Here is a 15,283-nt window from a genome sequence, read left to right on the forward strand (position 1 = left end):
TAAAAATTTTTGGAGGTTTTCTATGTTAGTTACAGTTTTAGGTTTTTATGGTGGTTATCCACACAACGGAATTGGAACGTCCGGTTATCTGTTGCAAAATGATGGTAAGAAGATGTTGGTAGATTGTGGAAGTGGCGTTTTGAATGCCTTGGCTAACTACATGAACCCAACTGATTTGGATGCAGTTATATTATCTCACTATCACCACGATCATACAGCAGATATTGGTGTTTTACAGTATGAATGGCTTGCAGCTAAGAAAGAAAAACTACTTCCTATTTATGGTCATACTCAGGATTTTGTCAACTTTGCGCAATTGTCAGTTGATAATGCAACTAAGGGTATTGCCTACAATGACTACGAACCTAGTGAAATCGATGGAATGAAGTTTGAATTCTTACGTACCGTTCACCCAGTTCCAGCTTATGCAATGCGGATCACGGACAAAAATGGCAAAGTTATCGTCTATACTGCTGATACAACTTACTTTGATGGTTTAGTCGATTTTGCTAAAGATGCTGATCTATTGATTGCTGATACTAATTTCCCCGAAGATGTAACTGGCAGAAAGGCTCACTTAAATACTAAGGAAGCCGGGACTTTAGCTAAGGATGCTAATGTCAAACGATTAATGATCAGTCATTTGCCACAGACAGTCGATGCTGAAACTATGTTAAGTCAATCACAAAAGTATGCCGGCGATATTCCAGTCGTTCATGCTTTCCAAGGACTTGAGATCAACGTGTAAATAGAGTGGGCCAACCATTTATTTACAATAAAAATAGCATTAATTATAACTAATACAATAAATAAACTAATATTTATGCAATTTGTGAAAAAATTACATAGGTGGCTATTTATTGGGTACATGTTTTCACAATTTATCAAAAGTAGAACAAGTATTCGTAACTTTTTATTGAAAAACTATGGATTTTATATTTATAGTAAGTTACAATACTAATGTGTTTAAAGAGTTTGATACTACACAGGAAAGGAGAGATTATATATGGTAACCATTTATACATCTCCAAGTTGCACATCATGTCGTAAGGCCAAGGCTTGGCTCGAAGATCATGACATTCCTTACAAAGAAAGAAACATTTACTCAGAACCTTTAAATAAGCAAGAAATCAAACAAGTACTTCAAATGACTGAAAACGGTACAGAGGAAATTATCTCTACTCGTTCAAAGGCATTCCAAAATCTTAAAGTTGATCTTGATGATTTGACAATCGATCAATTGCTAGATTTGGTTCAAACAAACCCAGGCTTGTTAAAACGTCCTATTATCATGGATGACAAACGTCTTCAAGTTGGCTTCAACGAAGACGAAATCAGAAGATTCTTGCCAAGAAGTGTCAGAACTATGGAACTTCAAAAGGCTCAATTAATGGCTGGCTTATAAAATTTACCAGATCACTTTCTCACGAAAGTGGTCTTTTTTTGTATACAGGAAAGTATCTATCGTTTTTTAGGACGGTAGGTACTTTTTGTCGCTTAATAGGCATATTTAGTGATTTTGTATAGTAAGTGAAAATTGCTTGATCAATGGTTCACTTTTTTTAAAATATTTTTATCTAAATAGAAATAAGCATATTGGAATTATATATTATAATTTTTTTCATAATATTTCTTTGAAGAGGCTTACATATGACATCTACTAGAAGTGGCCCGAGTAGTAAGAATAAAAAATTAATCTGTTTGATCCTAAGTCTGATTTTTACGGTCAACGTGCTCGCATCATTAAAGACGACAACCGTCAAAGCAGAAATAGTCGATGATGCTCAACAGATGCTGAATCAAAACGCAGTTAATACTATGAAAAGTAGTTTGACTGCCAACTCTAATACAATCATGCCTTTAGCAGTGTCAAATTCTTCAATCACGCACAGTGGGACTGATGGAACAGCCGATTGGGATATTGACAGTAATGGCAAATTGACTATCCATGCTGGGGTTTTGAATTATGGACAGGGTAATTGGAGTCCATATGCTGATTCGATTACCAGCGTCTATGTTGAACCAGGAGTGGCGCCGTATTCTGAATATTTTTCAGCAAAGGAAAGTAATGGAGTTTTTTCGAATCTCCCTAATGTTGTAACGATTGATGTAACTAATTTGGATGTTTCTAAAGTTAGAGTTCTATCATCATTTTTTGAGGAAGATCGCAAATTGACGCAAATAATTGGACTGGATAAGTGGGATACTTCTAAGTGCGAGACGACAGAAGATATGTTCAAATCGAATACGGCATTAACTAGCTTGGATTTGACTAATTTTAATACTGCGAATTTAAAGAACGCTAGAGAGATGTTTGAATATTGTAGTTCATTGGAGCAACTGGATGTCTCTAACTTTGATACTTCGAATTTAACCAATATGGGACAGATGTTTGTTAATGTATCAGGGAAAATAATTGGTTTAAACGACTTTGATACTAGCAAGGTAACGACTTTGAGTGGCACCTTTAATGGAACTGACTTTACTAAAACTAATCCAGATGACATTAAGGATTGGGATGTTTCGAATGTCACGACTATGTCGAGTCTATTTCAAAACTGTAAATTTTCGAGTCTTGATTTGAGCAAATGGAATCTAAAAAGTGTCACGACTATGACTTCGATGTTTGCATCCGATGAAAATATTGATCAAGTCAAAAACATTGCTGATTGGGATGTTAGCAACGTAACCGACATGCAATCGATGTTTTCAGGCGTAAAGGATAGCAGTTTATCTGTGGTTGAAAATTGGGATGTTTCTAACGTTACGAATATGACTTCAATGTTTGAAAATTGCGTAAACTTGGAATCATTAGATTTGTCCAATTGGAATACTAAGAGCTTGGTTTGGCTTACTAAAATGTTTAATTTAGATAAATTATTAAATGAAGACAATTTAAAGGGTTATCAAACCTTAATAACTAATAGAGTAACTTCAATAAGTTGGATGTTTGCTAGTACAGGTTTTACCGAGATAGATTTCTCAAAAGCTGATACTTCAAATGTTACTGATATGTCATATGCGTTTAGTGGAACTTCTAAATTAAAAAAATTTATCGGCTCGCTTGATACTAGTCAAGTAATTAATATGAGTAATATGTTCAGTAGTTCAACTTTTGATGATGCAAGTGGTTCTAATGTTGCTAACTGGGATACTTCCAAAGTTGAAACGTTAAATTCCACTTTTGCTTCTGCCAAAGGGACCAATTATGATTTCATTAAAAATTGGGACGTTTCCAGCGTAACGAGCATGAAGAATACTTTTGCAGGTATGACCGTCGCTAAGACTGTACCAGTAGAAAATTGGGATGTCTCCAATGTAACTAGTTTTTATCAAACTTTTTATAATGCTTCAGGATTTACTAGTTTGCCTTTAGCAAATTGGAACGTTTCTAAGGCAACGGATATGAATGGGATGTTTTTCAAAACATCATCGATGAAGACATTAGATATCAATAAGTGGGATACTTCACAAGTCACGAGTTTTTATGCCATTTTTAATTCAATGGATAGTTTGGAGAGACTGGATATATCAAATTTTGATACGACGAATGCGACTGACGTTCAATATATGTTCGGTGGAGATAAAAAGCTTTGGAAAATCACTTTGGGCCCCAAATCGGTGCTGACCAATCTAAAAGGGGGTACCAATCCGATGAATGCTAGGTTACTAGATCCAGTTGCAGGAACAGTTATTTCAGATGATTCATCAGATCAAACTTATAAGGCTATCAGTGATAAGTGGCAAGAAGTCGCCGCAAGTAGTGGTGGAACTGACCATAATCCAGTCGGTGATTTGATCTCTGCCGATGAAATTATGGATAAATTTTCAGTTACTGGTAACCCAGTGACGACGTATGTTTGGCAGCAACAGTATAAAATTGATATGAGTTTGACAGTCCCTGATGTGGATTTTGGAACGACGACGAATGTTTCGGGATTGGTTAAACGTAAAAATAACTTTGACATCACGGTCATCAACAAGAATTATCCAACTACTCCAATACCGTCTACAATTACAGTTTCAATGAATCAGCCGTTAACCGATTCGTCAGATAGCTCAAAAACTTTGAATGACGTTTTGATTTTTAAAGGCAATGACAATCAAGAACAAATTTTGTCTGCAACCGATACAACAATTTATTCAGGAGATATAGCCAATGGGTCTAATACCTTATCTTGGGATGATGATCATGGATTATTGCTGAATATGAATAATGATAAATTTGCAACAAGTGGCCACTATTCCACGACTCTCAAGTGGACGATGACAAACAGCGTTTAAAAAGTCGTTATTTTTGACTACTTTTGCCACGTCTAGTATATTATTTGAATGACTTTAAATATCGATATGAGATAGTTGAAATAGTTTTTGAGACTGTTAAAATGTAGATACAGAATTGAGGTGACTATGATGGAAATGGATCGACTTAATGAGAATACAATCAGAGTCATTCTTAGTACAGAAGATTTACAAGAGCGAGGGGTTACTGTTTTGGATTTGCTTGGCAATAAGAAACAGATTGAATCGTTCTTCTATAGTATTTTGGATGAAGTTGATAAGGATCATGTCTTTACGAATAATGAACCTGTTACTTTCCAAATAATGCCAAACAAACAAGGTTTGGAATTACTGATCAGTAAGAGTGATGATTCTGAGGGTACAGGTTCATTGCCATTAAATGGGCTACAAAATTCAGTCGGTAACGATGATGAAAATAATAATTTGGATGAATCTAAGATTGGAACTGCCGAATATGATAGCGATACAGCACCATATTTGAATGATCCAGATACACCTACGAAGACAATTATTGTTGAATTTAAAGACTTTGAAGATTATGTCCAATTGGCTAATTTGTTACACTTAGAAAGTGGCATCTCGAATCTTTGGGAATACAATGATAAGTATTATTTACAACTCATTTTGTTCACAGATGAGATGCACGAAATGTCTTACAGTGATGTTCAAGCACTGCTTAGTGAATATAGTTTTAAGACTAAAGTTACGGCAGCTGTTTTATCAGAATATGGTAAACAGATCATGACTAAGACGGCATTGGAATTAACAAGATATTATTTTGGAAAATAATTGATCAACCTTTGGGTTGGTCTTTTTTTTGCGTATTTTTAGTTGGAGGTGAGGTTCATGTATGCAGCACTGAACAAACAAGGAACTCTAACTAATGCTTGCAATGCCATTCCAACTGACGTTTATTTTTGTAGTCAGTGTCTCAAGCCGGTCAAATTGATCGTGGGGTCGGCCAAACCGTTTTTTCGACACGAAAATCTCAAGCATAATTCGGTTCATGAACGTTTGATCCATCAACAGGGCAAAGCAATAATTGCTCAAGTTTTACAAAGTCGCTGGCAAGTACCGGTGGAATTGGAAGTCTTTTTAGCTGATATTCAGCAGCGTCCCGATATTTTAGTTGATAATAAAATAGTGTTTGAGTATCAGTGTGCCAAAATCGATGTGAAAGAGTTGGCCCAAAGAGTTCGGGGCTATGATAATAAACAGCTCGCCAACATTTGGATCCTTGGGGGCAATTATTTGAGTGAAAAACTTACTTCAGAACATCTAAAATTTTTGGCATACAATGCTGAATGGAAATATTACTTGTTATTATTTGATTCGCAAAGGATCCGGCTGATTATTTTTCATCATATCAAATTTGTAGGTCCCTTTAGCAAACTTACAGCTCAGAAAAAGGTCTTTACTAGATATAATTTGATTAAGATTTTTGATTTTAAACCAATTGTTAAAGCAGATAAACTCAGCCGAATTAATTATAGATTGCTCAGAAAATTACGAAGTAAAAACGATGACCGTTCACAAAAAATCAAAATGGATTTTTTTCAAAAACATCAACTGACGATCGAGGAAGAACTAAAAGGACGTTCATTCAGATCCCAGCCACCGATTTATCGCTATCCCGCATGGAAAATGTACGCATCGGGTGAAAAAATCTATTTGAATCAGCCCTTGTTGAAAAACAAGCCACACAAAAAGCCCCCACAAATGTGAAGGCTTTTTCTTATGTTCTATTAAAATGTTATCTTCTGAACTTGTCTAAGCTGATAACGGTACACGGATCGTTATAGTTGGCAGCTTGAGGAAGTTCTTGTTCTAGCAAGGCATTGACAGTACTGTTGATACTTTCTTGAGTTTCTGAAGGGCCAAAGTCGCTGATCATTACACCGGGCTTTGTCTCATCTTCACAGTCGAAGACTACGGCAGCAGGTGCTTTTTGAACGTGCATCTCCATTGAAAGTTGTTGATCACGTTTGAGACCTTGAACGACGCATTCACTATCTTTGTCGGCCATAATTGACTTATAGTCGAGCCCACTGTTGTTAATAGTACGTTTGATAGTGGTATCATCAAAGGGATTGTTCAGAACGTTGATCTGTTCTTGAAGATTCATTAAAAAGTTACGAGCCTTTTTGTTACCTTGACACGATGCTGCTTTGTAAAGCTTGGCCGCTTCAACTATATCCTGAGAAGTCTTAGTACGTCCCTCAATATCGGTGATCTTGAAACCTTTTAAATGCATATAATCATTAATTGTCGCCATATTATAGTTCGTTACGAAATGATACTGTGTATCAATGTCATGTTTTCTAGTGAAATCGATCATTGCTTGCTCCACTTTTAAACAATACGAACATAAGGGATTAATATATAAGAATATTTCCCACATTATGTTTTCCCTCCATCTCTATATTGCATTGTCATTCTACCAACTTTCATCAAAAAGGTAAAATTATAAACTCGCGGACATAATATCCTTAATTGGATGAATCTTTCATAAATATACGATATATTAAATAAGTAAAGAGAGGTTACTATGGCAGAAATTAAATGGAACGAATTTTTGATACCATATTCCCAAGCGGTTGATGAATTAAAAATCAAATTTAGAAACTTACGTAAAGAATTTTTAGAAAAGAACGAACACTCGCCAATTGAATTTGTGACTGGCCGGGTCAAGACAGTCGATAGTATCAAGGAGAAGATGCGCCGACGCTTTATTACCACTGATTTATTGGAACAAGATATGCAGGATATTGCTGGTATCAGAATCCAATGTCAATTCGTGGAAGACATTTACGAAGTTGCCAAATTGCTGCATATCCGTGAAGATATGCGAGTTATTGAGGAACGCGATTATATCGCTAACAGTAAGCCCAGCGGTTATCGTTCTTATCATGTTGTGATAGAGTATCCCATTCAAACAGCTCACGGTCAAATAAATATTCTCGCCGAAATCCAGATTCGGACTTTAGCCATGAACTTTTGGTCAACGATCGAACACTCTCTTAACTACAAATATCAAGGCGATTTCCCGGAAGAAATCAACGAGCGTCTAAAACGTGCGGCGGAGGCTTCATTCATGCTAGATGAAGAGATGTCAAAGATCCGGGAAGAAATTCAGGATGCCCAGAAGTATTTTACTGATCGAAAACGTGACTTAAATAACCCAACGGAGCACAATAAATAATGAAATTATGGATTAATAATAATAGTAAAGAAAAATCAGTTGCAGCAGCGAATAAATTACGCAGCATGTTGTTGGATGCTGGTTTGATATTGGATCGACGTGATCCCCAATTAGTAATCAGTGTCGGTGGCGATGGAACGCTTTTGAGTACTTTTCACGCTTACGCTGCCCACTTGGATAAAGTTAAATTCTTAGCCTTGCACACTGGTCACTTAGGCTTTTATTCTGATTGGACCGATGAAGAGATCGATGACTTGGCCAAACGAATCATCGAATGTAAAGATAACATCCCTTCAACCAGTTATCCTTTGTTGGATGTCATGGTCGAAAACAAGGAAGGTTCATTGTTCCACGGAATTGCTATCAACGAAACCGTTGTTCGGCGATTGTCGTCATTGACAATGAAAACGCGGGTTGACTTGGATAAAGAGTTTTTTGAAAGTTTCCGTGGGGATGGACTCTGTTTTTCAACGCCAACTGGATCGACAGCTTACTCGAAATCAGTCGGTGGGGCTTTGATCCATCCTAAGATCAGTGTTTTCCAAATGATTGAGATTGCTTCGATCAACAACCGTGTCTACCGAACCATTTCATCACCAATTATCATTCCGCACAATCAACAAGTCGACCTTTATCCTCAAACAGCTGACGATTATGTTATCAGTTGCGATGGGATCACGACCAAACTAAAAAATGTTCGTAAAATTACCATTAAATTGAATTATCAACGTGCGCAATTCGCCCAATACCGTCACCGTCACTTCTGGACTAGAGTAGAAACGGCCTTTTTAGCCCAAGATGACCAAAACTAATCGCTTTTTAAAATTCACGATTGGCAAAGACGACAAGAAGAAGATTCGTAAATTTTTAGTCCAGCACAAATTTTCTTCTAGTCAATTGCACAATCTAAAAAATAAGGGCGGCCTAATCTTCGTCAATCACAAACAACGTCATTTTGATTACGCAATGAAAACCGGCGACCAGATGTTAGTGGTTTTGAATACCGAGGAGCCGTCCGATTTGATAGCACCAATGAAGGGAGCTATCGATGTTATTTTTGAGGATGAATATCTCTTAGTCGTCAATAAGCCACCAGGGATAGCTAGTTTGCCAGCCAAAGCCCGTGATGGGAAGACGATGGCTAATTTAGTCAAGAACTACTTGTTAGAGCATAATGAGAATAGTTCGATCCACTTGGTGACGCGCTTGGATCGCAATACTTCGGGATTGATGGTCTTTGCTAAAACTTCCTATGCCCATTCCTTATTGGACCAAATTTTGCATACGGAAGATTTTCAGAAGTTTTATTTGGCGATGGTCTATGGTCAGGTTGAACCAAAATCAGGACTGATCGATTTGCCAATTGGCATTGATCCAATGGCATTTTATATGCGCAATATCGACCACCAAAAAGGTAAGCCTTCACGAACAATTTATGAAACAATCGAAACTTTTAAAAATGCTAGTTTATTGAAATTAAAATTATTGACAGGGCGGACACATCAGATCCGGGTCCATTTGACAGCTATCGGCCATCCAATCATTGGAGACGATATGTATAGTAAAAAAATCGATCCACGAATGAAGCGCCAGGCATTGCATTGCTTTAGATTGAACATCGTCCACCCAGTTACAAAAGAATTATTGAATTTAGAAGCACCTTTGCCACCAGATATGGTACTGTTAAAAAGTGTGTTGAGGGGTGAGAGCAATGGATGAAAATGAGAAGAGGCTACAGGATAAATTCACGCAACTGAAAGAATATCTTGATAACGATGATAAGAAGCGTTTCCGAAAAACATATTTGGATATGCATTTTTATGATCAAAGTACTTTCTACCTTACGTTAAATAAGTCCGAACGGATGACTTTGTATTCGATCTTGGAACCAGACGAAATGGGTGACATGTTCGATACGATCGAGGATGAAACACCTGAAATTCCTGATCTTTTGAGAGAAATGGATCTAAAATACGCTGCACAAATGCTGAACGATATGTACGATGATAATGCGGCCGATGTTTTGGAGCACTTGGATAAAGTTGACGTTGAGCGCCTGTTAGGGCAGATGCCAAAGTCCGATGCCAATAATTTGCGGGGCTTGTTGCACTACGATACCGAGACCGCCGGTGGTATCATGACGACTGACTATGTCAGATTTCATGAGGAGGAGACTGCTTCTGAGGCTATCAGAGCTTTGAAACAGTTTGCCAAGACTGCCGAAACGATTTATTACTTGTACGTCTTAGATAGCCACGATGACCTTGTCGGGGTAATGTCTTTGCGTGACTTGATCATGTTAGATGACAATGATACTTTAAGTGAAAAAATGAATAGCGATATTATTACTGTCAACGTTGATGCCGAACAAGCTGAAGTTGCTCAAGTCTTCAGAGATTATGAATTCTTAGCCGTTCCGGTGGTCGACCATTCTAATCAAATGGTCGGAATCGTTACAGTTGATGATGTTATTGAAGTTATTGATGACGAAGCTCAACAAGATTACTCTGGTTTGGCCGGTGTTAGTATGGACGAAACTAACAACGATGGACCTTTCAAGTCAGCTTCAAAGCGGTTGCCTTGGTTGATCACTTTGCTACTGCTTTCGATGATCACAGCGACTTTGATCAATCACTTTGAAGGGTTATTGGCTGAAGCTAGTATTTTAGCCGTCTTTATCTCGACCATTACTGGTACGGCTGGTAATGCCGGAACTCAAAGTTTGGCCGTGGCGGTCAGACGGTTGGCGGTTGAAGAGATCAATCGTCATGAATTTTTGAAACTGATTGGTAAAGAATTGGTGACTGGTTTTGTTACCGGCTTAGTTACCGGTGTATCAGTTTTCTTATTGGTCGGGATTTGGAAACACAACTTCGTTTTAGGAATGGTTATTGGCTTGGCTATGTGTGCCGCTATAACGGTAGCTAACTTGGCTGGTAGTTTGATTCCAATGCTGATGTCTAGTTTTGGATTCGATCCAGCGGTGGCGTCAGGACCATTTATTTCTACCTTGAGTGATTTGACCTCAGTCTTGATCTACTTCAGTATTGCTGGAATGTTCATGCAATACTTTGTTCACGCTTGACGAAATAATAAAAATAAAATAGCGCCAGTTTTACTAAGAGTTTTCCTAGTAAAACTGACGCTATTTTTGTGTTGCTAAAGATGATTAGTTGTTGACTCCATCGATGATCTTAGTACCGTGCAATTCTTTAACGCCAAGTTTTTCAGCAATCGTATCGGCATTTTTGAAGTTGACACCGCCACCAGGTAAAATAGTGATTCGGCCATCAGCATAGTCGATATATTCTTTGATATTATCAAGAGTTTGATCGATCGGCGTTGTGAGTGGACCACCATGAGTCAAGATGCGGTCGACTTCATGATCGACTAGCCAATCGATAGCTGATTTCTTGTTGTCATCAGCCAAAGCATCGAAAGCCATGTGGAAAACGACTTGCATTCCAGAGGATGCAGCAATCAATTGTTCCATCGTATCAGTGTCCAAATCGCCATCTTCAGTCAAAGCACCGAAAGCCACGCCGTCGACACCCATTTTTTGGGCTTCAAACAAGTCAGCTTCCATCATTTTGATCTCAAGGTCGTTGTAGACGAAATTTCCACTCCGGGGACGAATCATTTCAACGAGGGGAATCGATTTCTCTTGTAAGTACTTAGTGGCTTCTTGAAGCACTCCGTGACTAGGAGTTGTGCCACCAACAGCTAGATTGTCGTTCAATTCGATACGGTTGGCACCCTTTAAGACAGCAGTGGGGATCTTAGTAAAGTTTTCTAAAGCAACTTCTTTATAAATAATGATCAGCCTCTCTTTATATAATGTATTTATATTCTAACAATTATGACAAAAAAAAGAACGTCAAACGACGCTCTTTAACTTAATTATGCAAATGATTTGAAACCAAAGTAAGCAATAACGATGATTGCTAAAATAATACGATACCAACCAAAGGCCTTGAAGTCATTACGTTTGATGTAATTCAACAAGAACTTGATTGAGGCGTAGGCGACGATGAATGATACCAAAGTACCTACGAGAAGAATGATTGTTTGATCACCAGTAAAAGTATTGCCATGAGCAAAATACTTACCGATCTTCAAAAGACTGGCACCAAACATGGTTGGGATAGCCAAGAAGAATGAAAATTCAGTGGCAACGAATCTAGATGTACCAACAGTCATACCACCAAGGATCGTAGCACCGGAACGTGAAGTACCAGGAACCAATGAAAGCACTTGGAAGAGTCCAATTTGGAAAGCTGTCTTATAAGAAAGACTGTCCAGATCAGCTGTTTGTGGCTGCTTGTTCTTGAGCCAATTTTCAACAACGATGAACAAGATACCATAGATCAATAGGGTAGCTGAGATAACTTGCCAGCTAGTGAGATGAGCATCCATCCAGTCGCTTAAAGGAAGACCGATAACTACTGAAGGAATGATAGCCAAGATAACCTTGAACCAAATACTCCAAGTTTGACGTTTCTCAATGTGAGTCTTTTTAGGTGAGAAAGGATTCAACTTGTGAAAGTAAATTAGGATAACGGCTAAGATCGCCCCGAATTGAATAACTACCATGAACATATTGATAAAAGCCGTAGGTTCGTTTAACTTGACGAATTCATCGGCCAAATACAAGTGTCCAGTAGAACTGATAGGTAGAAATTCAGTAAAACCTTCAATGATACCTAAGATGATGGTTTTAATAATTTCAATGAACATAATAAATAATTATTCTCCTGAATTAAATTTGAAACTAGATAAAGTGTACACAAGTACACTCAGGAATGGAAATATTATTTCCCAATTTTGACAACATGCCTTTGTTAACGTTGCGTTTGAAAATGGCAAGGTCATCTGAATCTTGGTTAGCAGCGATGACATATTTGTCAGATGGATCCAAATCGAAATCCCGAGGTCCGTTACCTTTAGTTGAAACGGTGTCGAGTTTCTTTAAACGGTCGCCGTTGGGGTCAACTGTGAAGGCAGCAATCGTATCAGCACCACGAGTTGAAGCGTATAGGAACTTGCCGTCTTTACTGATACGAATAGCAGCAGTAGTGTTCTTCTGTTCGTCTTTAGCAGCGGAAACTTCGTCAACCAATGTCAAACCAGCTGTTTGAGCGTCGTATTCCATTACTAAGATCTTAGAAGATAATTCACAAGCTACATAAACGTAAGGCTTAGTAGGGTGGAAAACCAAGTGTCTAGGAGCATAGCCGGCTGGGGCGATGTAATTGTTCATCAATCTTGGTTGTTTTGGATCTTCAATATCGTAAATATAAATACGGTCAGCACCGTAATCACAGATGATAAGTTTGCCATCAGGTGTTAAAGCACTGAAGTGGGGCTTGGATTGATCTTGTTCCGTACGGGGACCGTGACCTTCAAATTTAACTTCTGAATAGTGTTCGATCTTGCCATCGTCAGTTAAATGATCGATCTTAACTTTACTCAAGTGGAAGTAAGCACTGAAGATCAAATTGCGACTGGCATCGAATTTGACGTATGAAGGTGAAGTTTCTTCGGAAAAATCTTCATCCAACATCTTTGGTTTATCACCGCTGATATCATAAACAACGATGCCGCCTTTGTCGCCGCTTTTAGCTAAAGCAATCAATTTTAGGTCGTTTGTAACGTCAATATAAGTAGGGCCATTTAATTCAACCAATACTTCTGGGGTCGACAATTCGCCGTTATCTGAGTTAAATTGTGCAGCATAGACGCCTTTGCCAGCCTTTTTTGTGTAACCACTAAAGAGAACCTTTTCGAGCATTACTAATTCCTCCAAACAATGTATAGTATTATAATATACAGTATAATCTTTGTAGAAAATTTTTGGGGAGCAATCTATGAAAGAAACACCGGAAAGAAAGAACAGTTGGTTTTATAAATGGTTTTTGAACAACCAATTGACGGTGATTTTGATCAATGTTTTCTTAGTATTTTTGATCATCTACTTGTTTTCAAAAGTCAGTTTCGTCTTTCAACCAATCGGCCAGATTTTGGGAATTACGATGCCACCAGTGATTTTAGCGTTGGTATTGTATTATCTGATCAATCCGTTGATCAATGTCTTAGAAAGTAAGTTTCACGTTAATCGGATTATTTCAATTATCTTTGTTTTTATTATTATTTTGGCATTATTGATCTGGGGCGTTATGTCCCTAATTCCATTTGTCCAAAGCCAATTGGATTCTTTGATCAAGAATTGGCCACAGTATTGGAATTCATTGAATAAAAGTCTGCAAAATATGTTTTCAGATCCACGATTGCATTTAGCCAAAGAACGTTTGGCAGCTACTAATACTAGCGTGACGAAGAGCTTTGAAAAGTCGATGGATCAGATCTTGCCACAGACAATGAACAATCTTAGCTCAGCCGTCAGCATATTGACTAACGTGCTTGTGATTTTATTGACGGCACCGTTTATTTTGTTCTTTATGCTAAAGGACGATAAGAAGTTCAAAGAATCGGTTATCAAGTTCATGCCTGATCGTATCAAGCAATCAGTTGGCGATATGCTATCAGAGATCAGTCAAGCCTTGAGTTCTTACATCACTGGGCAGTTGACCGTGGCGTTCTGGGTAGCGGTGATGTTTTTCATCGGCTATTTGATCATCGGGCAGCGTTATGCGCTCGTTTTGGGTATCGTAGCGGGTATCTTGAATTTGATTCCTTATATCGGTTCAACCTTAGCGTTGATTCCATCGTTAGTTATTGCGGCCTTTATTGCCCCAGGCATGGTCTTGAAAGTATTGATCGTCTTTGCAGTTGAACAGACCGTCGAGACGCGTGTTATTTCACCAATCATTGTGGGAAACAAAATGCAGATGCATCCAGTTACAACTATTTTGGTCTTATTAGTTTCAGCGGGAATGTATGGCTTAGTCGGAATGATCGCCGGAATTCCAATCTTTGCCATTCTAAAGATAATCTTCACGCGTTTCTTCAACTGGTTCAAACGGAATTCAAATTGGTATAGTACTGAGGAATTGATAGAGAATTCCCCTAAACCAGATGTACTTAAGGACACAGATAATTCGAAGAAAATTCATAAATAATTCAAAAATGATTGTATAGACCGGACATATCGTATATAATATCTATTGAGTTTTGGGTATTATTTGTTTTTCTCAGAAGTGATTTTGACAAAAGCAAGTAAACGAGAGGCTATACTAGCGCATGTCCTTGCCGTGGTTTTCACCGAGGAGATGCGCTTTTTTTGTAAGAAGGAGAAATTTTATATAATGACAAATCACATTGCACTCTATGAACCATTGATGCCAGCTAATACTGGAAATATTGCTAGAACTTGTGCGGGTACTAACACTAAGTTGCATTTGATCCGTCCACTAGGTTTTAGTACTGACGACGCTCACATGAAACGTGCGGGACTCGACTATTGGAACAAAGTAGATATTACTTATCACGATGATTTGAATGCTTTTTTGGAATCAATTCCTGACCAAAAGTATTTATATTTAATTACTAAATTCTCCGATAAGGTTTACAGTGATCAAGATTTCAGCGATACTTCAGTTGATCACTATTTCTTATTTGGTAAGGAAACGACCGGATTACCCGAAGATTTCATGCGTGAGAATCCTGAAAAATGTCTTCGAATTCCAATGAGTGATAATATTCGAGCTTTGAATTTGTCCAATAGTGCTGCTTTGGTAATTTATGAAGCCGTCCGTCAACAAAATTTTGCTGGATTAGAATTAAGTCATCATTATGAACATGACAAACTAGATTAGGAGA

General features: G+C 37.9%; 15 protein-coding genes. 11 read left to right on the forward strand and 4 right to left on the reverse strand.

Annotated elements, in window-relative coordinates; translation table 11 throughout:
• Positions 1 to 22 precede the first annotated feature (22 nt).
• The 5 genes from FD29_RS08430 (at position 23) to FD29_RS08450 (ending at position 6,027) form a co-directional block, all read left to right on the forward strand.
• Positions 23 to 748, forward strand: a complete 726-nt coding sequence (locus tag FD29_RS08430; protein WP_057888500.1) for an MBL fold metallo-hydrolase — start codon at positions 23 to 25, stop codon at positions 746 to 748.
• A gap of 258 nt (positions 749 to 1,006) precedes the next feature.
• Entirely contained in the window at positions 1,007 to 1,405 is a 399-nt protein-coding gene (spxA, locus tag FD29_RS08435; protein ID WP_057888501.1) for a transcriptional regulator SpxA, read from the forward strand.
• A 245-nt stretch (positions 1,406 to 1,650) separates the two neighbouring features.
• Positions 1,651 to 4,284 (forward strand): BspA family leucine-rich repeat surface protein, encoded by a 2,634-nt coding sequence (locus FD29_RS08440; RefSeq protein ID WP_057888502.1) that lies wholly within the window; start codon positions 1,651 to 1,653, stop codon positions 4,282 to 4,284.
• Positions 4,285 to 4,413: 129 nt separating this feature from the next.
• Positions 4,414 to 5,091 (forward strand): adaptor protein MecA, encoded by a 678-nt coding sequence (locus FD29_RS08445; RefSeq protein ID WP_057888503.1) that lies wholly within the window; start codon positions 4,414 to 4,416, stop codon positions 5,089 to 5,091.
• Positions 5,092 to 5,148: 57 nt separating this feature from the next.
• Positions 5,149 to 6,027, forward strand: coding sequence for a competence protein CoiA (locus FD29_RS08450; RefSeq protein WP_057888504.1), 879 nt, complete (start codon positions 5,149 to 5,151; stop codon positions 6,025 to 6,027).
• A gap of 28 nt (positions 6,028 to 6,055) precedes the next feature.
• On the opposite strand, the gene FD29_RS08455 is transcribed toward FD29_RS08450, so the two are convergent.
• On the reverse strand, positions 6,056 to 6,703 hold the full coding sequence (locus FD29_RS08455; protein WP_057888505.1) for a DsbA family protein: 648 nt from the start codon (positions 6,701 to 6,703) through the stop codon (positions 6,056 to 6,058).
• Positions 6,704 to 6,850: 147 nt separating this feature from the next.
• On the opposite strand from FD29_RS08455, the gene yjbM reads away from it, so the two are divergent.
• From yjbM to mgtE, 4 genes are read left to right on the forward strand one after another with little or no spacing between them, the layout of a single operon-like run.
• A complete protein-coding gene (gene yjbM / locus FD29_RS08460; protein WP_057888506.1) occupies positions 6,851 to 7,504 on the forward strand; it encodes a GTP diphosphokinase in 654 nt (217 codons plus the stop codon).
• Complete coding sequence (locus FD29_RS08465) at positions 7,504 to 8,316, forward strand: NAD kinase (RefSeq protein ID WP_057888507.1); 813 nt, start codon at positions 7,504 to 7,506, stop codon at positions 8,314 to 8,316. The genes yjbM and FD29_RS08465 overlap by 1 nt, the downstream gene beginning before the upstream one ends.
• Positions 8,303 to 9,223, forward strand: a complete 921-nt coding sequence (locus tag FD29_RS08470; RefSeq protein ID WP_057888508.1) for an RluA family pseudouridine synthase — start codon at positions 8,303 to 8,305, stop codon at positions 9,221 to 9,223. The genes FD29_RS08465 and FD29_RS08470 overlap by 14 nt, the downstream gene beginning before the upstream one ends.
• On the forward strand, positions 9,216 to 10,589 hold the full coding sequence (gene mgtE, locus FD29_RS08475) for a magnesium transporter (RefSeq protein WP_057888509.1): 1,374 nt from the start codon (positions 9,216 to 9,218) through the stop codon (positions 10,587 to 10,589). Before FD29_RS08470 ends, mgtE begins: the two co-directional genes overlap by 8 nt.
• Before the next feature lie 84 nt (positions 10,590 to 10,673).
• Here mgtE and FD29_RS08480 read toward each other — a convergent pair whose 3' ends face one another.
• The 3 genes from FD29_RS08480 to FD29_RS08490 all read right to left on the reverse strand — a co-directional run bounded on the left by FD29_RS08480 (position 10,674) and on the right by FD29_RS08490 (position 13,295).
• Positions 10,674 to 11,318, reverse strand: coding sequence for a copper homeostasis protein CutC (locus tag FD29_RS08480; RefSeq protein ID WP_057888510.1), 645 nt, complete (start codon positions 11,316 to 11,318; stop codon positions 10,674 to 10,676).
• A gap of 86 nt (positions 11,319 to 11,404) precedes the next feature.
• Entirely contained in the window at positions 11,405 to 12,241 is an 837-nt protein-coding gene (locus FD29_RS08485; protein WP_057888511.1) for an undecaprenyl-diphosphate phosphatase, read from the reverse strand.
• A gap of 34 nt (positions 12,242 to 12,275) precedes the next feature.
• Complete coding sequence (locus FD29_RS08490; protein WP_057888512.1) at positions 12,276 to 13,295, reverse strand: lactonase family protein; 1,020 nt, start codon at positions 13,293 to 13,295, stop codon at positions 12,276 to 12,278.
• Positions 13,296 to 13,371: 76 nt separating this feature from the next.
• Here FD29_RS08490 and FD29_RS08495 point away from each other — a divergent pair, with 76 nt between their 5' ends.
• Both FD29_RS08495 and trmL read left to right on the forward strand, forming a co-directional pair.
• Positions 13,372 to 14,583 carry an AI-2E family transporter gene (locus FD29_RS08495; protein WP_057888513.1) on the forward strand — a complete coding sequence of 404 codons (1,212 nt, stop codon included), beginning with the start codon at positions 13,372 to 13,374 and terminating at the stop codon, positions 14,581 to 14,583.
• A gap of 186 nt (positions 14,584 to 14,769) precedes the next feature.
• A complete protein-coding gene (trmL, locus tag FD29_RS08500) occupies positions 14,770 to 15,279 on the forward strand; it encodes a tRNA (uridine(34)/cytosine(34)/5-carboxymethylaminomethyluridine(34)-2'-O)-methyltransferase TrmL (protein ID WP_057888514.1) in 510 nt (169 codons plus the stop codon).
• Positions 15,280 to 15,283: the final 4 nt, after the last annotated feature.

It is taken from the genome of Companilactobacillus mindensis DSM 14500, from assembly GCF_001434275.1.
Lineage (GTDB): Bacteria > Bacillota > Bacilli > Lactobacillales > Lactobacillaceae > Companilactobacillus > Companilactobacillus mindensis.